The organism is Hyphomonas oceanitis SCH89 (assembly GCF_000685295.1).
GTDB lineage: Bacteria > Pseudomonadota > Alphaproteobacteria > Caulobacterales > Hyphomonadaceae > Hyphomonas > Hyphomonas oceanitis.
Genome location: NZ_ARYL01000002.1, coordinates 90,291 through 112,047, shown reverse-complemented (window position 1 = coordinate 112,047; position 21,757 = coordinate 90,291). Strand labels below are relative to the sequence as shown.

General features: G+C 62.4%; 20 protein-coding genes. 11 read left to right on the top strand and 9 right to left on the bottom strand.

Features of this window, described 5'->3' with window-relative positions:
* Positions 1–64 precede the first annotated feature (64 nt).
* Positions 65–1,060, top strand: a complete 996-nt coding sequence (locus HOC_RS02035) for an ankyrin repeat domain-containing protein (RefSeq protein ID WP_035535467.1) — start codon at positions 65–67, stop codon at positions 1,058–1,060.
* A 61-nt stretch (positions 1,061–1,121) separates the two neighbouring features.
* Here HOC_RS02035 and HOC_RS02030 read toward each other — a convergent pair whose 3' ends face one another.
* From HOC_RS02030 to HOC_RS02000, 7 genes are all read right to left on the bottom strand, one after another.
* Positions 1,122–3,356 (bottom strand): 3-hydroxyacyl-CoA dehydrogenase NAD-binding domain-containing protein, encoded by a 2,235-nt coding sequence (locus HOC_RS02030; protein WP_035535464.1) that lies wholly within the window; start codon positions 3,354–3,356, stop codon positions 1,122–1,124.
* 28 nt (positions 3,357–3,384) lie between these two features.
* Positions 3,385–4,590, bottom strand: a complete 1,206-nt coding sequence (locus HOC_RS02025; protein WP_035535462.1) for an acetyl-CoA C-acetyltransferase — start codon at positions 4,588–4,590, stop codon at positions 3,385–3,387.
* Positions 4,583–4,987, bottom strand: coding sequence for an endonuclease domain-containing protein (locus tag HOC_RS02020; protein ID WP_084146087.1), 405 nt, complete (start codon positions 4,985–4,987; stop codon positions 4,583–4,585). Before HOC_RS02020 ends, HOC_RS02025 begins: the two co-directional genes overlap by 8 nt.
* A 152-nt stretch (positions 4,988–5,139) precedes the next feature.
* Positions 5,140–5,580, bottom strand: coding sequence for a PaaI family thioesterase (locus HOC_RS02015; protein ID WP_035535460.1), 441 nt, complete (start codon positions 5,578–5,580; stop codon positions 5,140–5,142).
* Between the two features lie 6 nt (positions 5,581–5,586).
* Positions 5,587–6,753 (bottom strand): acyl-CoA dehydrogenase family protein, encoded by a 1,167-nt coding sequence (locus tag HOC_RS02010; RefSeq protein WP_034735814.1) that lies wholly within the window; start codon positions 6,751–6,753, stop codon positions 5,587–5,589.
* A 138-nt stretch (positions 6,754–6,891) separates the two neighbouring features.
* Complete coding sequence (locus HOC_RS02005) at positions 6,892–8,676, bottom strand: acyl-CoA dehydrogenase C-terminal domain-containing protein (RefSeq protein WP_035535457.1); 1,785 nt, start codon at positions 8,674–8,676, stop codon at positions 6,892–6,894.
* Positions 8,677–8,776: 100 nt separating this feature from the next.
* A complete protein-coding gene (locus HOC_RS02000) occupies positions 8,777–9,256 on the bottom strand; it encodes a MerR family transcriptional regulator (RefSeq protein WP_051614547.1) in 480 nt (159 codons plus the stop codon).
* Between the two features lie 225 nt (positions 9,257–9,481).
* Between HOC_RS02000 and HOC_RS01995 the strand changes: the two genes are divergently transcribed.
* The 6 genes from HOC_RS01995 to truA all read left to right on the top strand — a co-directional run bounded on the left by HOC_RS01995 (position 9,482) and on the right by truA (position 17,242).
* Entirely contained in the window at positions 9,482–13,012 is a 3,531-nt protein-coding gene (locus tag HOC_RS01995; RefSeq protein WP_035535454.1) for a peptidoglycan-binding protein, read from the top strand.
* Positions 13,013–13,091: 79 nt separating this feature from the next.
* A complete protein-coding gene (locus tag HOC_RS01990; RefSeq protein WP_035535451.1) occupies positions 13,092–14,423 on the top strand; it encodes a DNA recombination protein RmuC in 1,332 nt (443 codons plus the stop codon).
* Between the two features lie 45 nt (positions 14,424–14,468).
* Positions 14,469–14,999 carry a peptide deformylase gene (gene def / locus HOC_RS01985; protein ID WP_035535450.1) on the top strand — a complete coding sequence of 177 codons (531 nt, stop codon included), beginning with the start codon at positions 14,469–14,471 and terminating at the stop codon, positions 14,997–14,999.
* 58 nt (positions 15,000–15,057) lie between these two features.
* The gene (gene fmt / locus HOC_RS01980) at positions 15,058–16,011 is read left to right on the top strand and encodes a methionyl-tRNA formyltransferase (RefSeq protein WP_035535448.1); all 954 of its coding nucleotides are present in this window, start codon (positions 15,058–15,060) and stop codon (positions 16,009–16,011) included.
* A complete protein-coding gene (locus tag HOC_RS01975) occupies positions 16,011–16,502 on the top strand; it encodes a GNAT family N-acetyltransferase (RefSeq protein WP_035535445.1) in 492 nt (163 codons plus the stop codon). Before fmt ends, HOC_RS01975 begins: the two co-directional genes overlap by 1 nt.
* 2 nt (positions 16,503–16,504) lie before the next feature.
* Positions 16,505–17,242 (top strand): tRNA pseudouridine(38-40) synthase TruA, encoded by a 738-nt coding sequence (gene truA, locus HOC_RS01970; RefSeq protein WP_035535442.1) that lies wholly within the window; start codon positions 16,505–16,507, stop codon positions 17,240–17,242.
* Between the two features lie 196 nt (positions 17,243–17,438).
* Here the strand turns inward: truA and HOC_RS01965 are convergent, their stop codons facing one another.
* Entirely contained in the window at positions 17,439–17,801 is a 363-nt protein-coding gene (locus tag HOC_RS01965) for a hypothetical protein (RefSeq protein WP_035535439.1), read from the bottom strand.
* On the opposite strand from HOC_RS01965, the gene HOC_RS22895 reads away from it, so the two are divergent.
* The 4 genes from HOC_RS22895 to HOC_RS01950 all read left to right on the top strand — a co-directional run bounded on the left by HOC_RS22895 (position 17,747) and on the right by HOC_RS01950 (position 21,247).
* Complete coding sequence (locus tag HOC_RS22895) at positions 17,747–18,043, top strand: DUF6471 domain-containing protein (RefSeq protein ID WP_422120027.1); 297 nt, start codon at positions 17,747–17,749, stop codon at positions 18,041–18,043. The genes HOC_RS01965 and HOC_RS22895 overlap by 55 nt on opposite strands.
* Positions 17,998–18,876, top strand: coding sequence for a hypothetical protein (locus HOC_RS01960; RefSeq protein WP_035535436.1), 879 nt, complete (start codon positions 17,998–18,000; stop codon positions 18,874–18,876). Before HOC_RS22895 ends, HOC_RS01960 begins: the two co-directional genes overlap by 46 nt.
* 323 nt (positions 18,877–19,199) lie before the next feature.
* Entirely contained in the window at positions 19,200–20,345 is a 1,146-nt protein-coding gene (locus HOC_RS01955) for an NADH:flavin oxidoreductase (RefSeq protein WP_084146086.1), read from the top strand.
* A gap of 65 nt (positions 20,346–20,410) precedes the next feature.
* Positions 20,411–21,247, top strand: coding sequence for a class I SAM-dependent methyltransferase (locus HOC_RS01950; protein WP_035535434.1), 837 nt, complete (start codon positions 20,411–20,413; stop codon positions 21,245–21,247).
* Here HOC_RS01950 and HOC_RS01945 read toward each other — a convergent pair.
* Positions 21,244–21,732 (bottom strand): SRPBCC family protein, encoded by a 489-nt coding sequence (locus HOC_RS01945; protein WP_035535431.1) that lies wholly within the window; start codon positions 21,730–21,732, stop codon positions 21,244–21,246. The two genes, HOC_RS01950 and HOC_RS01945, sit on opposite strands and share 4 nt — an antisense overlap.
* Between the last annotated feature and the right edge of the window lie 25 nt (positions 21,733–21,757).

Sequence of the window (21,757 nt, the reverse complement as noted above, 5' to 3'; positions counted from 1 at the left end):
AATTTGACCGCTTGCAGATTTTTGGTCCCGGGTTCAACTGGCTGGTAGAACGCGGTGGAACCTTATGTCATTTGGAAACCTGACCTCCAGCTTCGGGTTCAGCCTGACGTTCTGGACCATTGCTGTCGCTGAAGCTGCGGCCCTGCTCTTCCTGTTCCTGAGCACCTTGGGCCAGCCGCAATATGGCGGGAATGATGGCGGACGCGAGATGGCCCTCGTGTTCTTCATCCTCACGCCGGGCATCGTCCTGCTGCTATGCATGCTGCTCTTTGCATTCAGCCGCTCGCCAGTCTGGCGCATGCTGGCGCTCCTCGCGGTTATCGGCCCCGGCCTGCTCCTGCTCAGCAACAGGGTGCGTTCGGCCACGATGACGCACCGGATTGAGCAAATGCAGCTTGGGCGCGGGTATTTTACGGTACGGGCAATGAACGACATGGGGGCGGCGATCGTGGCGTGCGATACCGCAGCCATGCAAAGCCTCGCACCGGGCATGGACCTTGATGCGACGGGCAAGGAAGATATGACGCTTGTTCGCCTTGCCGTGGAACGCGCCAGCGACGGCCCCGCCTGCGAGCGCGGATCGCGCCTCGACGTAGTGATGACGCTGCTGGCACTTGGGGCGGCGCCCGACAGCGGTCTCGACAGGGCGCTTGCCGCGACGAGCCCCAAAATTCTTGATGCCTTGCTGAAGGCTGGCGCCAATCCCAACCAGGTTGACAGTTTTGGCAACCCGCTGGTCTTTCGCTGGTGCGCCAGCCTGCCATTGACCCATGCACGGATGCTGATTGCACATGGACTCGACCTCGAAGCGACGGAGTATGGCGCGCCGCTGGCGCTGGTGCTCGCGATCAACAGGCGCTGGGATCTGGTCGAATTGCTGATCCAGAGCGGCGCCGATTGGCGCATCCCGCGCGAAGACGGCCGCACTGTGAGCGGTGAGCTGGCGGAGCAACTTGCAGAGCTGCAGGAAGGCCAGAATGCCGTGCCACCGGTCATGTTGCGCGTCAGCGACCTGATAGGCACACTTCCGCAAACGGATAAATCTGCATTACAGCCCTGACAAAGAAAAAGGCCGGAGCATCGATGCTCCGGCCTTTTCTTTTACGTAACGCGCTGACGCTTTAGGCGGCGGCTTTGGCTTTCTCGCCGCCGGGTGGGAAGCGATCGTAGAAGCCTTCGCCCTTGGCAGCCATGTCGCGCAGCAGGTCGTTCGGACGGAAGCGTTCGCCATACTTGTCGGCAAGGCGGTCAGCCTCTTCGACGAATGGCTTGATGCCCCAGATCAGGTCCATGTAGCTGGCGCAGCCGCCCGTGTACGGCGCAAAGCCCCAGGCGAGGATCGAGCCGATGTCGGCGTCGCGCGCATCCGTGATGACACCTTCTTCAAAGCAGCGGGCCACTTCGATGGCCTGACGCACGAGGAAGCGATGGGTCAGTTCCGTCTTCAGCGCAGGCGGGCACTCGTCGACCTTGACCTCGATCATCTTGTTGATGTCGGGCCAGAGGCGTTCCGGCTTGCCCTTCTCGTTATAGTCGTAGAAGCCCTTGCCGGCCTTGCGGCCAACACGGCCCTGGTCTTCGACCAGCCAGGCGAGGAATTGCGTACGCTCGTCGCCCTGGACGTCAGCGCCCATGGCTTCCGCCGTGGCGCGCGTGACCTTGAGCGCCGTGTCGATGCCAACAGAGTCGGTCACTTCGAGGGCGCCCATCGGCATGCCGCACTGGCGACCGACATTTTCGATGATCGCAGGCTTGATGCCTTCGGCCAGCATTTCCATGCCTTCGCGCGTATATGTGCCGAAGCAACGCGAGGTGTAGAAGCCGCGGCTGTCATTGACGACGATTGGCGTCTTGCGGATGGCCAGCACGTAATCGATCGTCTTGGCCAGTGTCTCTTCGCTGGTTTCCTCGCCCGAGATGATCTCGACAAGGCCCATGCGCTCGACCGGCGAGAAGAAGTGAATGCCGATGAAGTTGGCAGGGCGACTGGACGCCTTTGCGAGGCCTGTGATCGGCAGGGTCGAGGTGTTCGAGCCCATGACAGCCGTATCAGCGAGCTGCTCCTCGGCCATCTTCGTGATCTTGGCTTTCAGCTCTTCATTCTCGAACACGGCTTCGACGACAAGGTCGGCGCCTTTGACATCATCATAGGATGTGGTCGGCGTGATAAGCGCGAGCAGGGCATCGCCCTTCTCCTGCGTAAGCTTGCCGCGCGAGACATCCTTCTCGACGAGCTTGCGGGAATAGTCCTTGCCCTTCTCGGCATTCTCCATGGTGACGTCGACAAGCACGGTCGGGATGCCAGCCTTGGCCTGGACATAGGCGATGCCTGCACCCATCAGACCGGCGCCGATGACGGCGACCTTCTTCAGCTCGTATTTCGGGTAACCCGCCGGACGGTTGCCGCCCTTGGAGAGCGCCTGCGTCGACAGGAAGAGCGAGCGGATCATGGCTTTCGCCTCAGGCCGCTGCTGCGTGTTGATGAAGTAGCGCGTCTCGATGCGCAGGCCGGCGTCGATTGGCACCATGATACCTTCATAGACGCAGGACAGGATGTTCAGCTGGGCCGGATAATTGCCATAGGTCTTGGCGTGGAGCATGGCGTTGGCCATGGTCATCACTTGACCGGCGCCGGGGCTGCGGTGTGGAACGCCGCCGGGCACTTTGAAGCCCTTCTCGTCCCAAGGCGCTTTCGCTTTCGGATTGGCCTTCACCCAGGCCTTGGCCCTGGCAACGGTTTCCGACGATGGCGCCAGTTCATTGACGACGCCCATGGCGAGCGCCTTCTCGGCATTGAAGCTTTCCCCCTGAAGGATCAGCGGCAGGGCCGTCTGCACACCGACGAGGCGTGGCAGGCGCTGCGTGCCGCCCGCGCCCGGCAGGAGGCCGATCTTGGCTTCCGGCAGGCCGAATTGCAGCTTCGGATTGTCATTGGCTGCAACACGGTAATGACCCGCGAGCGCCACTTCGAGACCGCCGCCAAGGGCGAGGCCGTTCAGCGCAACCGCGACAGGCTTGCCACAGGTTTCGAGCTGGCGAAGCGTCTTGTTCAGCGAGAAGCCCGCATCGAACTGGGCCTTCTTGATTTCGGCCTCGCTCTTGGGCTCGGACGATCCGCCGCTGCCGGCGCGGTCGCCCATTTCGCCGAGGTCAGCCCCGGCGCAGAAGCCGCTGGCCTTGCCAGAGGAAATGACGAGGCCCTTGATCGCGTCATTGGTCGCGACTTCCTGCGTGAAGGCGATGATGTCGGCGACGGCCTTGCCGGTCAGTGTGTTCATGCTGCGGCCGGGGACATCGAACACGGCATGGGCAATGCCGTCCGCGTCGATGTCGAATGAGAATGTTTCGAGTTTCATGTCTGTCTTCCAGTAATTCGGGTAAGGATTAAACGCGCTCGATGATGGTCGCGGTGCCCATGCCGGCGCCGACGCAGAGCGTGATGAGGGCGGTTTCCTTGCCGCTCCGCTCAAGCTCGTCGACCATGGTGCCCATCAGCATGCCGCCGGTCGCGCCGAGCGGGTGGCCCATGGCGATGGCGCCGCCATTCACGTTCATCTTGTCGTGCGGGATGTTCAGCTTGTGCATCATCAGGAGGACAACCGAAGCAAAGGCTTCGTTCAGTTCATAGAGATCGATGTCTTCCGGGTTCATGCCGGCTTTTTTCAGCGCCTTGAGGGACACGTCCGTCGGGCCGGTCAGCATGATGCCGGGCTCGGAACCGATGGAAGCCATGGCGCGGATACGGGCACGCGGCTTCATGCCGAAACGCTCACCCATTTCCTTCGATCCGAACAGGACGGCCGAAGCGCCGTCCACGATGCCCGACGAGTTGCCAGCGTGGTGAACGTGGTTGATCTTTTCCAGTTCCGGGTAGCGCTGCTTGATGACTTCATCAAAGCCCATGGCGCCCATGCCGAGGAAGGATGGCTGCAGCGCGGCGAGCGACTGCATGTCGGCTTCGGGGCGCATGTGCTCGTCATGGTCGAGGCGGATGCCGCCCATCTGGTCCTTCACAGGAACGATGGACTTGGCGAAGCGGCCCTCTTTCCACGCGCGGGCGGCACGCTTCTGGCTTTCGACGGCGAAGGCATCAACGTCATCGCGCGAGAAGCCCCATTTGGTGGCGATTGTGTCGGCCCCGACGCCCTGGGGCGAGAAATAGGACTTGATGGCGATTTGCGGGTCGGACGACCAGGCACCGCCAGCAGCGCCCATCGGCACGCGGCTCATGCTTTCAACGCCGCCGCCGATGGCCATGTCGGCTTCGCCGGTCATGACTTTCGAGGCAGCCATGTTGCAGGCTTCGAGGCCGGAGGCGCAGAAACGGTCAACCTGCACGCCGGCGGTCGTGTCGGCATAGTCAGCATTCAGCACCGCGATGCGGGCAATGTCGCCGCCCTGCTCGCCAACCGGCGAGACGCAGCCGAAGACGACATCGTCGACCATGGCGGTGTCGAGTTCGTTCCGGTCACGGATGGCTTGCAGGACTTGTGTGCCGAGGCTGAGCGCGGTGATTTCGTGGAGGGAGCCGGAGGACTTCCCTTTGCCGCGCGGGGTGCGGACGGCGTCATAGACATAGGCTTCATTCATGGGAGAGGCTCCTTTGGAGATGAGAGTTTAGCTGCCCGTCTTGCCGGGCATTGCGCAAGGCATGGTCGATTGTATCAAGAACGCCTTCCAGGTTTTCATAGATATCGAGATTGGTCACACGCAGACTGGTCCAGCCAAGCTGCGCCAGTGTCGTGTCGCGCTGGCGGTCACGGGCGATTTCATGATCCTCCGCGTGCGTGGCGCCATCCACTTCCAGAACCAGCCTCGCCCGCGTACAGGCAAAATCGGTAATGTAGCGACCCACCGGATGCTGGCGACGGAATTGCCATCCGTCCCGCTGCCGGCCCTTCAGACGCGACCAGAGGATTGTTTCCGCATCCGTCATCTTCCGGCGCAGCGACTTGGCAAATTGGCGAATGTCGGGATCAGCCTTCATGAGGGGCCCCCTCCGTCATCTGGCTGCGCCAGCTGCCACCTCCGCCGCTATGCGGTGGAGGAAACCCCTCGATGCACCGTACGGACCCTTTCCTCCACCGCATCGCGGGGGAGGTGGATCGCGCCACAGGCGCGAGACGGAGGGGGAAAGCATCACTCATCATGCGTATCGTGTTTCTGAACCACCGGGTTGAGCGTGAGGCTCGCGGCGCAGCGGGCTGCTTCCTTGCCGCGGGAATCGAAAAGTTCGGCCTCGGCGAAAACCATCGCGCGGCCGATATTGCGCAGGCGTGCGACCACTTCGATAACGCCGACACGCACGGGTCGCAGGAAGTGCGTGTGGAGATCGACGGTCGAAGGCAGGGCGCGCTTGCCCGCCTTCATGCCGGTCAACATGCCAATCGTATCATCCATCATGGCGACGAGATACCCGCCCTGGATCACACCTGCGGGATTGGTGAATTCCTGGCGGCCCTCAAAGCGCACACGCGTCTCCCACTTCTTCATGTCGAGCGACAGGAGCTTGAAGCCGAGCGACGTCGAGGACGGGCTCGGCTGTGGGAAGACTTCCGTGATGCGTTTGCTGTCAGGCATATGTGTCTAGAGTGTCCTCGCGATGAGCATTTTCATGACTTCGTTGGCGCCGCCATAGATGCGCTGGACGCGGGCGTCGGCATACATCTGGGCGATGGGGTATTCGTCCATATAGCCGAAGCCTCCGTGTAGCTGGAGGCACTCGTCGATGATCTTGCACTGGAGATCGGAGATCCAGTATTTCGACATGGAGGCTGTTGCGGCATCGAGTTCGCCCTTCAGCAGCAATTCTGTACAATGGTCTGCAAACACTTTTGCGACAGTCGCTTCGGTCTTGGCTTCGGCGAGCTTGAACTGCGTGTTCTGGAAATCGAAGATCGTCTTGCCGAACGCCTTGCGGCCTTTGACATATTCGACGGTCTCGTGGATTGCGCGTTCGATCATGCCGATGCCCTGAAGGCCGATGATGTGGCGCTCCTGCGGCAGTTTCTGCATCAGCTGGATGAAGCCCTTGCCCTCTTCCTCGCTGAGCAGTGCCGACGCCGGCACGCGCACGTCGTTGAAGAACAGCTCGGACGTATCGGCCGCATGCTGGCCGACTTTCTCGAGGTTGCGGCCGCGCTCGAAGCCTTCAAGGCCATCGGTCTCGACGCACAGGATCGAGATGCCCTTCGCGCCCTGGGTCGGGTCGGTCTTGCAGCAGACGAGGATCAGGTTGGCGGTCTGGCCGTTCGAGATGAAGGTCTTCGAGCCATTGATGATGTAGCTGTCGCCGTCTTTCTTCGCGGTGGTCTTCATGCCCTGAAGGTCAGAGCCTGCGCCCGGCTCGGTCATGGCGATGGCGGTGACGAGTTCGCCGGTGCAGATTTTCGGGAGCCAGCGCTGCTTCTGGTCTTCGGTGCCATAAGCGGTGATGTAAGGGGCGATAATGGCGTTGTGCAGCGTGATACCGAAGCCGTCGACGCCCTTCCACTGCTGCTGTTCGATGATGATGGCCTCGTGGCGGAAATCACCGCCCGCGCCGCCATACTCTTCCGGCACCGATGCGCCGAGCAGGCCCATTTCGCCTGCCTTGGTCCAGATCTCGCGCGGCACGATGCCAGCCTTGCGCCACGCCGGAACGTGCGGCGCGCATTCCTTTTCGAAGAACTGGGCGACGGCATCGGAGAAAATGTCCATTTCCTCGTCATTGCGCCAATTCGACTTCGGCACATTCAATGGACTCTCGCGCATTACTCAGTCTTCCCTTTGATTTTTGACGCGGCACTTGCCGCTTACGTTCACGTAAACATGTAAGAAACAGACCGCCGCTTGCACAGTGGTCACGCTGCGTCAGGGATGTGCGCGCGAATGCGCACACCCCCAGCGGCGTCAGAACTGATCGACCGACAGCGCCATCATCGACTTGGCGCCGGTCTTGACCTTGGCCAGATGCGAGGCGGCATCGGGCAGCATGCGGTCAAGGAAGTATTGGCCGGTCAGCAGCTTCTCGGCATAGAAAGGCTCGCCGTCGGCCTTCTTGTCGATCGCCACCTTGGCCATTCGCGCCCACATATAGGCAAGCGCAGTGAGGCCGAAGAGGTGCAGATAGTCGTGGCTGGAGGCGCCAGCATTGTTGAAATCCGACATGCCGTTCTGCATCAGCCAGTTCGTGCCTTCCTGCAGCTGGGCCCGCACGGTCGAAAGGCCTTCGATGAAGGGCTTCAGTTCGGCATCGTCGCCCGCCGTGCCGATGAAATCGTCAAGCTCGGCAAAGAAGCTGAACACGGCGCGCCCGCCATTGCTGGCGAGTTTGCGACCAACAAGGTCGAGCGCCTGAATGCCGTTCGTGCCTTCATAGATCATGGTGATGCGGCAATCGCGGACATATTGCTCAAGGCCCCACTCGCGGGTGAAGCCCGAACCGCCATGCACCTGCAGGCCGACATTGGCGCTCTCGAACCCTTTGTGGGTCAGGTAGGCTTTCACGACGGGCGTCAGCAGGGCCATATAGTCCCCTGCCCGCTCGCGGACTTTTTCGTCATTTGACTTGTGCTGCAGGTCGCCCTGGAAAGCAGTCCAGTAGGCGAAGGCACGGGCGCCCTCGATGAAGGCTTTCTGGTCGAGCAGCATGCGGCGCACATCCGGGTGTACGATGATCGGATCGGCCACTTTCTCAGGGGCCTTGGCGCCATTGAGCGACCGGCCCTGAACGCGGTCCTTCGCGAAATCGACGGCATTCTGGTAGGCAATCTCGGCTTGCGACAGGCCCTGCAGGCCAACGCCGAGGCGGGCTTCGTTCATCATGACGAACATGGTGCGCATGCCCTTGTGTTCCTCGCCGACGAGCCAGCCGGTCGCGCCGTCATAGTTCATGACGCAGGTCGCGTTGCCGTGGATGCCCATCTTCTCTTCAAGGCCGCCGCAGGAGCAGGCATTGCGCTCGCCCAGCGAGCCGTCTTCCTTGACGATATATTTGGGCACCACGAACAGCGAGATGCCCTTGATACCTTCCGGAGCGCCCTCGATCCGGGCAAGCACAAGGTGAATGATGTTTTCGGTGAGGTCCTGCTCGCCGCCGGAAATCCAGATCTTCTGGCCGGTAATCTTGTAGCTGCCATCAGGCTGCGGCACGGCTTTGGTCTTGATCAGGCCGAGATCTGTGCCGCACTGCGGCTCGGTCAGGTTCATCGTGCCTGCCCATTCGGCAGAGGCCATTTTCGGCCCGTACTTCTGCTTCTGCTCTTCCGAACCGCCCGCCATCAGCGCCTCATAGGCGCCGCCGGTGAGGCCGGGATACATGCCGAACGCCATGTTGGCGGAGGAAATCATCTCTCCCCAGGCCAGACCGACGACCTGCGGCAGGCCCTGGCCACCCATGGCGGTGTCCTTGGTCAGCAGCGGCCAGCCATTCTCGACCAACATTTTAAACGCTTCGGGAAAACCGTCCGGTGTTTTGACGCTGGCGTCATCATTGCGCTTGCAGCCCTGCACGTCGCCGACATGATTCAGCGGAAAAAGGACTTCCTTGGCGAACTTGCCACCCTCTTCCAGGATCGCGTCGATCAGGTCAGGCGTCGCATCCTCGAAGCCGGGGAGATTGGAGTAATTCTGAAGCTGGAGCACTTCATGAAGAATGAATTGCATGTCGCGGACAGGTGCGTCGTAACGGGGCATGTGAGCTTCCTTGTAAACAAAAATGGCAACTGGCGATCAGTCTAGAGCAATCGTCTAGAAAGGTCGTTCCAGTTGCCAGGACCTCGGATAAGGAGGTGGATCAGACTTCGTCGAGCTGGCGACGTGCGACCGCTTCATAGGCCGCGACCTGGCGCTTGCCTTCTTCGTTCGGGCCGACCTTCTGGATGAGATCCTCAAGCCAGAGGATGCCCTTGCGCAGTTCGGTCAGCGCCGTGTCGATGTCTTCGCGCTGGACTTCCAGCTCTTTGACCTGCTTCCGGAACTTGTCGAGCATCATGTACTTCTGAGCCCGTTCGCCGTCGTCCAGCACGTAAAGATCAAGGATTTCACGAATATCGGCCAATGGCAGGCCGAGACGCTTGAGGCGCACGATAATCGTAAGGCGAGCACGGTCCCGGTTCGAATAGACACGGGTCATGCCATCGCGCGCCGGATGCAACATGTCCTTGTCTTCATAGAAGCGAAGGGCACGTGGCGTCACACCATATTCCCGGGCAAGCTCGGAAATCGTGAAGGTGCGGCTATCGGCGGCGGAAATGTGTGATGTCTTGTGATGCATTTGGTCAGCTTAGACCACGGGTTACGCGAACGTCAACGTCAACTTTACGCGAACGTACGGGGAAACTTGCCCCTTGGTAAACGGAAACGGCCATCCATTACCAAATCGCAGGTAAATATTTACCTTTAACCTCGCTTTAAGACCAAGCCTGTCATCACGGTAAACGAGTGTGAACGAATCGGCCTCTAAAGTTAACTTCCAAGGCCGGGTGAGGGAGTATCGGGGATGAACCAGACAGGCCCCTGGAGTGTCAAAGGCATTGACCAACGCGCACGCGATGCGGCGCGCGAAGCCGCCAGTGCGGAAGGCCTCACCCTTGGTGAATACCTCAACCGCCTTTTGATGTCTGACGATTACGACCTGCCGAACGAGATTTCCTCCCTATATCGTCCACAAGGCCGCAATCATTCCGAGATGGCGCCTCCGCCACAGCCATCGACTGCCTCGTCAACACTGGACCGCCTGACCCGGCGTATCGAAGCCGCCGAAGCGCGCTCGACCCTCGCCATCACGGGCATGGACCACACCGTGCTGGGCCTTGTCGCCAAGCTGGAACAGGCCGAAGGCAACAGCAACGCGGTTATCGGCCATGTCGAAAACCTGATCGACGAAATTCGCGGCACGCACGAAGCGCTGCAATCCAAAGTACGCCGGCTGGAAGAAGATGACTCCGCCCAGCAGAATCTGGACGCCCTGAAATCGCTGGAAGACGCGCTCGGCAAGCTGGCCACGCATGTCTATGAAGAAAGCGAAATGACGCAGAATGACACGCAGGCCATCAAGGGCCGTGTCGAATCAGGCTTCGCTGACCTCAATGACCGTGTCGAAGGCATGGAGACCAAAGTCCAGTCGACCCTTTCCGAGGCGGCTGCCCGCGTCGAGAAGGCCGTTGAGGACGCCGAGAAACAGTCCAAGGGCGCCGCCAAGGAAGTGGCCGAACGCCTGTCCGCCGTGGAGGCTGATGTCTCCGGCGCGCTGGAATCCATGGAAGGCACGCTGCTGCGCATCCAGGACCGGCTGAATCGCGCCGAGACGACGACGGACGCGGCGCTGAAGAGCCTGGAATCCACGTTCACAAGCCTCGACAGCCGCATAGAGGCCGTCGCACAGGCCTCCGACCCGGAACTGGCTGACCGCCTGCGGGCCGAATTCGAAGCCAAGTTCGAAGACCTGACGAAATCGGTCCGGGAAACGGTGGATCAGGCCCGTCTTGAGCTGGCCGATGAAATTTCCCGCGCCGCCGAGGGTTATGACGGCACGGCCGTGACCACGATCAAATCCGAGCTGACCGATGTGCAGAAGCGCCTCGCCGCCACGGAAGAGCGCCAGACACGCGCGATGGAAACCGTGTCGAGCCAGGTCAACCGCATGTCGTCCAGCTTCGACGAACGTATCCGCGAAGTCGAAGCCCGCGACGACACGGCCGCCACTGAAGCCATGCGCGCCCAGTTCGAACGCCTCGGCGAGACGGTCAGCGCCCGGATCGATACGCTGGCCGAACGCGTCGACGAGCGCGTGACTGAAAGCGAAACCCGTAGCGCAGACGCCATCGAGCAGATCGGCGAACAGGTCGCCACTGTCGCCTCCCGCCTGCAGAAGCGCCAGGACGATGCGGTCAAGGCGATCGCGACGCATATGGAAGAGAACCGCAAGCGCACCGATGCGCGCCTGTCGGATGCCCTGTCCAATGTGTCCGAGCGCCTCGAGCAGATGCAGAGCCAGTCGACCTCTGCCCTGTCGCCTGTGCAGCGCGCGATTGCGTCGCTGGCGACACGGCTTGAAAGCCTCGAGGAATTTACCTCGCCGCCTTATGCCGATCCCGGCGGCGCTGACACGCTGCCCGATGCCCCTGACTTCTCCACGCCGCCCGTCGCTGTGCATGTTCCGCCGCAAGCCCAGGCAGCCGCCGCCTTCATGCCCGGCCTGCCGGATGCGGACGATGATATCGGCGACGAGGACTTCTTCGCTGGCGAAGACGATGCCCTGAAGGCCGACACTTCGGACGTCTTTGGCGATGCGCCTGACGCCTATGCTGAAGACGACGATGACGACGAGTTTTTCGAAGCCGGTATCCAGGGATGGAATGCGGCGCTGGAAACCGCCCGCAAGTCGGACGCGGCCAGCGCAGACGCGCCGCATGATGCCGCCCCCCTCACAAAAGCCGAGATCGGGCCGGAAGCCTATTTCGATCCGCTGTCCGAGCTGGACGGCATTGATGGCGTGCATGACAGCCACACCGAGGCTCGCGCCTCAGACATCTTCGATACAGATGATGACGAGGATGACGACTTCCTCGAAGCCCTCCTGCCCGCCGCCGCGCCTGCCCCTGCGCAGGACGAAATGCTGGCAGACGAAGAGGCACCGCTCGCAATCCGCGAAGACGATACAAGCGACTATATCGCCCGCGCCCGCCGCGCCGCAATCAGCGCGGCCGGGAGCCCTGCAACCGCCGCGCATCGCCGCGACCGGCGCAGTACGGACATGCCCGGCTACCGCACGCAAGGCTCCAGCAAGCTGCCACTCTATGCGGCTGCATCGGCCGTCGTAATCACCGGCGCTGCCGTAGGAGGCTATCTATACATTCGCGGCAAGCAGGCTGCGCCTGTCGTTGCCGCATCGGTCGACACCTATGTTGATCCGGGTGCACCCGAAATCGTTGAGGCACCTGTGTCGGCTGTCGAGGCCGCCTCTGAAGCGGCTGCGCTGGCCGAGGCGCCACTGGACGGCGCACCTGTGCCGGAAGCCCTGCCAGCAGGCGCAACCGATGCCGATCTGTTCGATGCTGAAGACGTCGCGGCTGAACTTGCCGCCCCCGCCCCTCCCCCTGCCCCCAAGCCTGCAGCGGCGGCAGCGGTCGAGAGCAAGGCTGCGCCGACGCCTGCCCCTGAGCCCGAACCGGCCGCCAAGGTGATGGCGGCAACCGCCAGCTTCCCGGCCATCTCGCCATTTGTCTCCGTCGAGAGCGCAGCGGCCTCGGGCAATCATATCGCCCAGTACCAGTTGGCGCAGGACCGTATCGCTGCCGGCGATTACGCCGCTGGCGCCTCGATGATGCGCAAGTCGGCCACCAAGGGGCTTCCGATTGCCCAGTATGGCCTCGCCAAACTGCACGAAAAGGGCATGGGCGTTCCGAAAGACCTGTTCCTCGCCCGCGACTGGACCCAGAAGGCCGCCGAGGGCGGCAACGTCAAAGCGATGCACGACCTGGCCGTCTATTTTGCCGAAGGCGAAGGCGGTACGCAGAGCTATGCTGGCGCCGTCGAGTGGTTCCGCAAGGCCGCAGAGTTCGGCATTGTCGACAGCCAGTACAATCTCGGCATTCTTTATGAGCAGGGTCTCGGCATCAGCCCGAACCTGACTGAAGCCCTCTTCTGGTTTGAAGTGGCCTCGAAGAGTGGTGATCCGGGCGCACCGGCAAAGGTCAAGGAGCTGAAGGCTCGCGTCTCTCCGGAAGCCGCCGAGCAGGCCCATAACCGCGCCGTTGCATGGGAAGCCTCGCGCGACAATGCGATCAGCAATGGCCGCTTCGGCGCCCAGCCATGGAACACGGGCAACCCGCTCCAGGTTCAGGGCGTGCAGGTGGCGCTCTCCGCGCTCGGCTACCAGATTGGGACGCCGGACGGCGTCGTCGGCGGGTCCACTGCGCAGGCAATCCGGGCCTATGAAGCGGCGAATGGCCTTCCAGTGACTGGCACGATTACCGGCGACCTGATCGACAGCCTCAATGCCCGCGCTGGCGAAGCCGCCAACGGCTGAGCCGAATTGGTTGCGGATGAGGCGTGACAGCCGTATTCGTTCTAGATATGTTCCATGAGAATCGTGGCAGGATATCTGAATGACACCTTTTATCACTATCGGCTCGATCGGCCTTGATGCCGTTCATGTATTCCTCCTGCTGGCCGCGATTGGCATGGGCGTTTTCGCGTGGACGCTGCGAGGCAGTACCGCCCTCATCCGTCGTGACCTGAAGCGGGCTGAAGAAGACCTGGCCGATACGAAACAAGCGCTGCGCACCCAGCAGGAAGTGGCCCGTCAGGCCGAGATTGCCCTCGCCGAGGCACGCGCCCGCAGCGCAGAGGAAGAAACCAAATTTGCGCATCTGGCCCAAGGCGTGCTGCAGCGCGCGAACACCGCATTCCTGGAACGCGCGGACGAGACATTCAAGCGCCACCGGGAAGGCGCGCAGGGCGAGCTGAAAGAGCTGATGAAGCCGATCGGCGAGAATTTTGACGCCTTCAAGAAACGGGTCGACGACCTTGAAAAGGTTCGCACCGAGGACAAGTCGCTCCTGTCGGAGCAGGTCAAATCCATCGGCGAAAGCCTGATCCGAAACACTGCCGAGACCGGCAAGCTGGTCAACGCGCTGACCGCGCCGAAAGGTGGCGGGCGCTGGGGCGAGATGACCTTGCGCAATGTGATGGAGCAGGCCGGCCTCTCGGCCCATTGCGACTTCAGTGAGCAGGTCCATGACGCGACCGAGGAAGGCCGCCAGCGGCCGGATGCGATCATCCGCCTGCCGGGCGACCGCCAGATCGTGATCGATTCCAAGGTGTCGCTCGCCTCCTACATGGCGGCTGTGGAAGCCGAAGACCCGGCGCAGAAGATCGTCCACCTGAAGGCCCATGCGACCAGCGTTCAGCGCCACGTCAACACGCTGGCCTCGAAGGACTATCAGTCAAACCTCGGCAACCGGTTTGATTACATCGCCATGTTCATTCCGGGAGAGAACTTCTTCGCCGCAGCGCTGGAGCATTCGCCGGACCTGATCGAGAAGGCCATGAGCCGCCAGGTGATCGTGACGACGCCGACCACGCTGATCGCGCTGGCGCGGACCGTGGCCCATCTCTGGCGCCAGCATCACCAGAACGAGAATGCCATGGCGGCCGCCGAGCTTGGCGCCGAACTGCATGGCCGGATGGGCGTGATGCTTGGCCATATCGAGAAGCTGGGCAAGACGCTGAACGGCTCGGTCGACCATTTCAACTCGGCCATGGGATCGTTCGACAAGCGCGTGCTGCCGACGCTGCGCAAGTTCGAAGACATGGAAATCGCCCCGCCGAACAAGCCGCTGGCCGAGCCGAAACAGATCGAAAACCGGGCCAATACGCCCGAACCGGTGGGTGAGCTGGACTTCGGCACAAAGAAAAAAGCCCTGCCGGCGGAATGAACCGCACCAGTTGACCAAACGCCCTACCCTACATATCTGACTGTCATGGCCATTCGCGAGATCCTCACCGTACCCGACCCGCGCCTCAAGGAGGTGTCAAAACCCGTTGAAGGCGGTGTCACCGACGACGTTCGCGCGTTGATGGATGACATGCTGGAAACCATGTATGACGCGCCGGGCATTGGTCTGGCCGCAATCCAGATTGGCGTGCCGCTGCGCGTGATCGTCATGGACCTTGCCCGTGAGGACGAAGAGCCGAAGCCGCGCTATTTCGTGAACCCGGAAATCCTCGAAACGGTTGAAGAGACACAGCCCTATGAAGAGGGCTGTCTCTCCGTGCCGGACATTTTCGACGAGGTGGAACGCCCCCAGCGCTGCCGCATCCGCTACATGGATTATAATGGCAACGAGATCGAGGAATGGGCCGAAGACCTCTATGCGGTCTGCATCCAGCACGAGATGGACCATCTCGAGGGCACGCTGTTCATCGATTATCTGTCGCGCCTCAAGCGCCAGCGGGCCGTCGACAAGGTGAAGAAGGCGAAGCTCCGCAGCCTGCGCGAAGACGCCGCCTGAGCCTTCGGGTCCAATCTTTCCTTTATTGCCTGCGCCGGGCGCGCTAGACCCCCGCACCATGACCAGACCGCTTCGCCTTGCCTTCATGGGCAGCCCCCAGATTGCCGTTGATGTGCTCGCCGCGCTGGTCGCTGCGGGCCATGAGATCGCCTGCGTCTATTCCCAGCCGCCGCGCCCTTCCGGCCGGGGCAAGAAGCTGACGCCGACACCGGTTCAGGCCTGGGCGGAAGAACACGGGCTGGACGTGCGCACGCCGAAGAGCCTGAAGAAGGCGCCGGAGCAGGAGGCCTTTGCGGCGCTCGGCCTCGATGCCGCTGTGGTGGTCGCCTACGGGCTGATCCTACCGCAGGCCATTCTGGATGCGCCGCGCCTTGGCTGCCTCAACATGCATGCCTCGATCCTGCCGCGCTGGCGGGGCGCTGCGCCGATCCAGCGGGCGATCATGGCGGGCGACAGTGAGACCGGCGTGGACGCGATGCTGATGGATGCCGGGCTCGATACCGGGCCTGTGCTGGCCTCTGCGCGCACACCTATCACGCCGGCAACGACAGCGGGCAATCTGCACGACCGGCTGGCGGAGCTGGCTGCGGAGCTGGCGCCGCGTGCGCTGGCCGGGCTGGCGGACGGGTCGCTCAAGCCTGTGGCGCAGCCGGAGGGCGGCGACACGTATGCCAGCAAGCTGACGGCGGCGGACCAGCCGATTGACTGGTCAAAGCCTGCTGCCGAGGTGGACTGCCAGATACGGGGCCTCTCCCTCTTCCCCGGTGCCATCTGCCACTGGACGCCGGAAGGCGAGGCAGAGCCTGTGCGGCTGAAGCTGCTGATGAGCGAAGCGACCGGGGCGAGCGGTGGGGCGGCGCCGGGCACGGTGCTGGACGACCGGCTGCTGGTGTCGTGCGGCGATGGCGGCGCGGTACGCATTAGCCAGCTGCAGCGCCCCGGCAAAGGGCCGATGACGGCGGCGGTGTTCCTGAACGGCACGCCGATTGTGCCCGGCACGGTGCTGAGCTGATGAGCGTGTGGATTCGCCCGGCGCATGATGACGAGATTGACGCGCTCGCGGCGCTGAACACGGCGGCGTTCGGCCAATCGGCCGAGGGCAAGATCGTGCGCAAGCTGAAGCGGGATGGCGACAGCGTACTGTCCCTGATTGCGCATGATGACAGCCAGATCGTGGGGCATGTACAGTTCTTCCGCATCCAGATTGACGGCGCGCCGCTGGCCGTGGGCCTTGGGCCGATGTCTGTACTGCCCGCGCGGCAGCGGCAGGGCGTGGGCAGCGGGCTGGTGCGCACGGGACTGCTGGCGCTGGAGGGCGCAGGCGAGACACGCGTGTTCGTTCTGGGGCACCCGGACTATTATCCGCGCTTCGGTTTTTCAGCCGAGATGGCCTGCAATTTTACAGCGCCATGGAACGGGCCGGCCTTCATGACGCGGGCGCTGACCGATGCGGCGCCGGGATCGGGCACGCTGACCTATCCCGCAGCGTTCGAGGCAGGTTGAGCATGGCGCGTTACAAACTTCTCATCGAATATCATGGCGGGCCTTATCAGGGCTGGATGCGGCTGCCGGGCAAGCCGACGGTTCAGGGCGCGCTGGAAGAGGCCGCTGCGGCGCTGGATGGCGGGCCTGTCGAGATATATGGCGCGGGGCGCACCGATAGCGGCGTGCACGCGATGGGACAGGTGGCGCATTGCGACTTTGCGATTGACCGCCCCGGCAAGGTGGCCGACGCGCTCAACGCGCATTTGCGGCCCCACCCGATTGCCGTGCTGAAGGCGGAAAAGGTGGACGAGGATTTCCACGCGCGGTTCAGCGCCAGGGCGCGCCACTATCGCTTTGTCATCATCAACCGGCGCGCCAACCTGACGGTGGAGAACGGCCTCGCGTGGCGCATCTCGCCGAAGCTGGACGCAAACCGGATGCATGAGGCGGCGCAGGTTCTGCTCGGCACGCATGATTTCACCACGTTCCGCGATGTGGAATGCCAGGCGAAGAGCCCGGTCAAGACGCTCGATAAGTTTGATGTCGCCCGCTATGGCGACCGCATCGAATGTACGCTGTCGGCGCAGAGCTTCCTGCACCGGCAGGTGCGCTCGATGGTCGGCTCGCTGGTGGAAGTGGGGCGCGGCAAGCGCGATGCGCGCTGGATGACGCAGATACTGGACGCGGCAGACCGCAAGGCCTGCGGGCCGGTCTCACCGCCGGACGGGCTGTTCCTTGAGAAAGTGGATTACGACTGAGTGAGCCCCCCGTCCGAAGTTGCCTGCGCAGGCAGGCATCCATGGACCGGAACAGGCAACACGCCTCTTGGGGAGCAATTGGTCCATGGACCCCCGCCTGCGCAGGGGTCTGCGGCGTAACATAAAACGCTGCACATGCGGCGCCTGTGAGGGCGCCTGGAGGGTGGTCTCGGGTTTTCGGGGATTGGATTGCGGGTCAGGTGTCCGGTATGGGGCCCAAGTGGCCGTATTCCCGGCGGAGGCCGGGATCTCTCGCGGAGGCGAGCAGGGACAGGATTGCATGAGACCCCGGCTTTCGCCGGGGATACGGAGATGTTTCAATTTCAGGCGCTAGCGCTGCCGCGAGGCGCGGCGAGACGGGCGCGCTGATGCTGCGCGGCCCCTGTTCCGGCGCGTCGGATATGGCGTCCACATAGATCGTGCCGCAGCGGTCGACGGAGATGAGCAGGCCCTGCCCGCTCTCCTTCATCCAGCGGTTCAGGTTCCACAATTGCAGCCACAGCCATGGCCAGAAGACGACATGGACGTGCGCATAAAGATGAGCGTGAGCCGGGTGCATGGCGCGGATTATACGCCCAGTGGGAGGGGGTGAGGAAAAATGGGGGGATTTCCCACAGAAATGCGCAACTCAAGTTGTGGGGAATCGGGTATAGTTACCGAGCCGAAGAGCTTGAGGAGACTTGGTTTTATGGGAACGGTGCCGACAGTCGCAACAAGATCTGTAGGGGGAAGTTCACTGGGGCTTTCATACTACAATGTCTGAGCGCAACGGGAGTGAGCAGCCTAAGCATCGAGGACTAATCGTCTCAATCTTTCTTGCTGGCGTTATCTGCTTAGCAGTATGGCTCGTTTATAGCCACATACATCGCACAGAGCGCAACAATGCCGCTTCCGAGTATGAGAATAAAGGCTTTATCGAATGCGTATCTACGAGCGCGCTGATTGATGCTCCGACGTGCCTTACGAAGGCGTTCACACCCCCATATGAACAATCCACCGATTACTATGACCTGAAAGCCCAGCAAGATATGGCAAAGTGGGCTTTGCTCATGCTGGTCGTGACCGCTGTCGGTGTTGTCTATATCGCCATCACTCTCAAAGAAGCTGCCTCAGCAACTCTCGCCGCCCAGGACGCCGTTCGCGTAACCCGCCAAATTGGCGAGGCTCAAACTGTCGCGTACCCGGTAAGTAACCGCATGACTATTGAGCTGTTCAGGGAAAACGGCAAACATTGCGGCGTCCTTATTATTTCCCATTGGACGAATGCCGGGAATACTCCAACACTCGATTTTGGCGCCACCCACCGTCTTAAGATCAAGGTTGGAGATGAGGTAAAATTGAATGAACCGCTGCCCACGAATGTGGAAGAGGGGCTCAAAACAATCGATCCGCACAACTTAGCGACTTTGCACAGCGAGCTTAAGGACAGCCGTCTTGCCGACTATGAGGAGGCGATGAAAGACGGAACTATTTCCATCTCTGTCGAGGCCATTGTCACGTACCGAACGGTCTTCAAGAAAGTTGAAACCGTTACTGCGCATTACCGCTCTGTCGAGCCCCGGTATGACGCCCGCGCCACTGATGTCTCTCCATTCAGCACTCGGATGGCTAGATACGATCCAGACCAAGATTGATGCTAGCAGCTTAATCATGTCCGCTGCCCCTTGGCGCGTCTGCTACATAAGTCCGCAGAAGACGACATGGACGTGCGCATAAAGATGAGCGTGAGCCGGGTGCATGGCGCGCAGTATACGCGCGGTGGGAGGGGGTGGGAAAAGTGGGGGGATTTCTTACAATTTGGGGCACGATGCGACGCAGGCCCCTACCGCAAGGTTATTCAAGTTTAGCCCCGCTAAACCAACACGATATGTTGCCATTGGCGGGGGCGGGCCCATCTTGCTTGGGTCGGCGCTGTCGCGTGCGGCGTTCGCAACCGATCAGACCCTGCACGAGGCCCATGATGACAACCGCTCCCCTGTTTGAAACACTGACACTGGCCCATGGGCCCGCGTGGAAGAACCGGTTCATGCTGGCGCCGCTGACCAATACGCAGAGCCATCCCGACGGAACCCTGTCGGATGAGGAATATCACTGGCTGACCCTACGGGCGACAGGCGGCTTTGGCCTGGTGATGACGGCGGCGGCGCATGTACAGGCCGTGGGTCAGGGCTTTCCGGGCCAGATCGGCGCATTCGGGGATGAACATATCGAGGGCCTGACGCGGCTGGCCGCCGGGCTGAAGGCCAGGGGCGCGGTCTCGTCGCTGCAGCTGCACCATGCAGGCGACCGTTCGCCGGCCGATCTTGTCGGCGTGCCGGTGGGCCCGTCGGACGAGGCGGACAAGGGCGTGCGCGGCCTGACGCTGGCGGAAGTGGAGCAGCTGCGCGATGATTTCATTGCGGCGGCAGTGCGCGCGAAAAAGGCCGGGTTTGACGGCGTGGAAGTGCATGGCGCGCATGGCTATATCATCGCGCAATTCCTGTCGGCGGAGATCAACAAGCGCGAGGATGCCTATGGCGGCAGCCTGGAGAACCGGGCGCGCCTGTTGTTCGAGATTGTGAATGGCATTCGCGCCGCAACGGGGCCGGACTTCCAGCTTGGCCTGCGCCTGTCGCCAGAACGCTTTGGCCTTGATCTGGGCGAGATGCTGACCGTGACCAAGCGCGTGTTTGCCGAGCAGGTGATCGACTTCTTCGACCTGTCGGCCTGGGACGTGAACAAGGAGCCCGCCGACGAGGCCTTCAAGGGCCAGACGCTGGTGTCGCTGTTCACAGCGCTGGACCGGGGCAAGATCCGCCTTGGCGCGGCAGGCAAGATCATGGATGCGGCAACGGCGGTGAGCGTGCTGGACGCGGGATGCGATTTCGTGGTGATCGGGCGCGGGGCGATCCTGCGGCATGACTTCCCCGAGCGCGTGCGCCGGGACGCGGCCTATGCGTCGCCGCCTTTGCCGGTGCCGGAAGCCTGGCTGAACGCACAGGGCCTGAGCACAGCGTTCGTGGACTATATGCGCGCGTGGCCGAATTATGTGGCCAAGGATGGCGACGATACAAGCGCGTATGACGGTCTTGAAGTGACGCTGGCGGCAGACGCCGTCAGCTGACGCGAGGGAGCGCTTGAACTGGTGGCCCTGTTGGTGCGTTAAGCGGGCAAGCCGAGGAGAGACCAATGAGCGACGCAGGCCCTGCAGCCGTGGACCAGAAGACCTTATGGAACGGCGCGGCGGGCGAAGCGTGGGTGCGCGGTCAGGACGTGCTGGACGCGATGCTCCGCCCGTTCGAGGCGATGCTGGCCGAAGCGGCGGCTAGGTGCCGGGGGCGTGTGCTGGACGTCGGCTGTGGCACCGGCGCGACGACGCTGGCCGTGGCGGAGGCCGCGCCGGAGGCCGAGTGCGCGGGCGTTGATATATCCGAGCCGATGATTGCCGCCGCCGTGGCGAAGGCGAAAGCGGCCGGATCCAGCGCGCAGTTCTTCTGTGCCGACGCGCAGGATCATGGCTTTGCCGATGCGAGCATCGAGATGATCGTGTCGCGCTTTGGCGTGATGTTCTTTCGCGACCCGGTGGCGGCGTTTGCAAACCTGCGCCGGGCCGCAATGGCGGGCGGTCGGCTGCATGTGATTGCGTGGCGCAGCGCAGACGAGAACCCGTTCATGACGACGGCCGAGCGCGCGGCGGTAAAACTGATCCCGGACTTCCCGGTGCGCAAGGCCGAGGGGCCAGGCCAGTTCGCCTTTGCCGACGCGACCCATGTGCGCGGCATTCTGGAAGCGGCCGGCTGGCGCGATGTGAGCCTGATGCCGGTGGATGTGGCGTGTGAGATGCCGGAGCCGGCCTTGCGCAATTACCTGATGCAGATGGGGCCGCTCGGTGTGGTGCTGAACAGGGCCGATGCCGAGACGCGCGACCGGCTGAGCACGGCGGTGCGCGCCGCGTTCAACCGTTATGTTGACGGAGACACGGTGCGCTTTGACGCCGCCTGCTGGACGATCACCGCGCGGGCCTAGAGGCCGAAGCGGGCCTTGTCGCCGGCGATCAGGGCTTCGAGCTTTGGCATGCCGGACTTGAGGCCGCCGGCGAGCTGCTTGGTGACGAGCCAACCGAGCGGGAAGATGGCGCTGGCGCGGCCTGTCCAGCGCAGCTCGCAGCCGCCGAGTACGTCGACGATCTCATAGTCTTCGACACCGGCGGAGATGGGCAGGCTGGACTTGTCGAAGCGGAAGGCCATACGGCGGCCTTCTTCCCAGAGGAAGAAATATTCCTCGATGACCATGTCGCCGACTTCGACTGTGCGGGTTGTGCCGTCCCGGAAGGGCTTGGGGCTGGTCCAGGTGACCTTTGTAATGGGCAGCCATTCGGTCCACGCTTCGGCATCAAGCAGGGCGGCCCAGACGGCGCTGGCCGGGAACGGGAACTTGTGCGCGATGGTGCCCTTGGCGCCTTCGAGATAATGCTCGGCGACCGGTTTGTGCTGTTTCAATGCCTTGGCCATAAGTCATGCCCTCCCCTGCTTGGCG

Bases quoted from the DNA above. Each gene is read 5' to 3' on its own strand.
- HOC_RS02035 (WP_035535467.1), top strand. From the start codon at position 65: ATGTCATTTGGAAACCTGACCTCCAGCTTCGGGTTCAGCCTGACGTTC.
- HOC_RS02030 (WP_035535464.1), bottom strand. From the start codon at position 3,356: ATGAAACTCGAAACATTCTCATTCGACATCGACGCGGACGGCATTGCC.
- HOC_RS02025 (WP_035535462.1), bottom strand. From the start codon at position 4,590: ATGAATGAAGCCTATGTCTATGACGCCGTCCGCACCCCGCGCGGCAAA.
- HOC_RS02020 (WP_084146087.1), bottom strand. From the start codon at position 4,987: ATGAAGGCTGATCCCGACATTCGCCAATTTGCCAAGTCGCTGCGCCGG.
- HOC_RS02015 (WP_035535460.1), bottom strand. From the start codon at position 5,580: ATGCCTGACAGCAAACGCATCACGGAAGTCTTCCCACAGCCGAGCCCG.
- HOC_RS02010 (WP_034735814.1), bottom strand. From the start codon at position 6,753: ATGCGCGAGAGTCCATTGAATGTGCCGAAGTCGAATTGGCGCAATGAC.
- HOC_RS02005 (WP_035535457.1), bottom strand. From the start codon at position 8,676: ATGCCCCGTTACGACGCACCTGTCCGCGACATGCAATTCATTCTTCAT.
- HOC_RS02000 (WP_051614547.1), bottom strand. From the start codon at position 9,256: ATGCATCACAAGACATCACACATTTCCGCCGCCGATAGCCGCACCTTC.
- HOC_RS01995 (WP_035535454.1), top strand. From the start codon at position 9,482: ATGAACCAGACAGGCCCCTGGAGTGTCAAAGGCATTGACCAACGCGCA.
- HOC_RS01990 (WP_035535451.1), top strand. From the start codon at position 13,092: ATGACACCTTTTATCACTATCGGCTCGATCGGCCTTGATGCCGTTCAT.
- def (WP_035535450.1), top strand. From the start codon at position 14,469: ATGGCCATTCGCGAGATCCTCACCGTACCCGACCCGCGCCTCAAGGAG.
- fmt (WP_035535448.1), top strand. From the start codon at position 15,058: ATGACCAGACCGCTTCGCCTTGCCTTCATGGGCAGCCCCCAGATTGCC.
- HOC_RS01975 (WP_035535445.1), top strand. From the start codon at position 16,011: ATGAGCGTGTGGATTCGCCCGGCGCATGATGACGAGATTGACGCGCTC.
- truA (WP_035535442.1), top strand. From the start codon at position 16,505: ATGGCGCGTTACAAACTTCTCATCGAATATCATGGCGGGCCTTATCAG.
- HOC_RS22895 (WP_422120027.1), top strand. From the start codon at position 17,747: ATGGCCAGAAGACGACATGGACGTGCGCATAAAGATGAGCGTGAGCCG.
- HOC_RS01965 (WP_035535439.1), bottom strand. From the start codon at position 17,801: ATGCACCCGGCTCACGCTCATCTTTATGCGCACGTCCATGTCGTCTTC.
- HOC_RS01960 (WP_035535436.1), top strand. From the start codon at position 17,998: ATGTCTGAGCGCAACGGGAGTGAGCAGCCTAAGCATCGAGGACTAATC.
- HOC_RS01955 (WP_084146086.1), top strand. From the start codon at position 19,200: ATGATGACAACCGCTCCCCTGTTTGAAACACTGACACTGGCCCATGGG.
- HOC_RS01950 (WP_035535434.1), top strand. From the start codon at position 20,411: ATGAGCGACGCAGGCCCTGCAGCCGTGGACCAGAAGACCTTATGGAAC.
- HOC_RS01945 (WP_035535431.1), bottom strand. From the start codon at position 21,732: ATGGCCAAGGCATTGAAACAGCACAAACCGGTCGCCGAGCATTATCTC.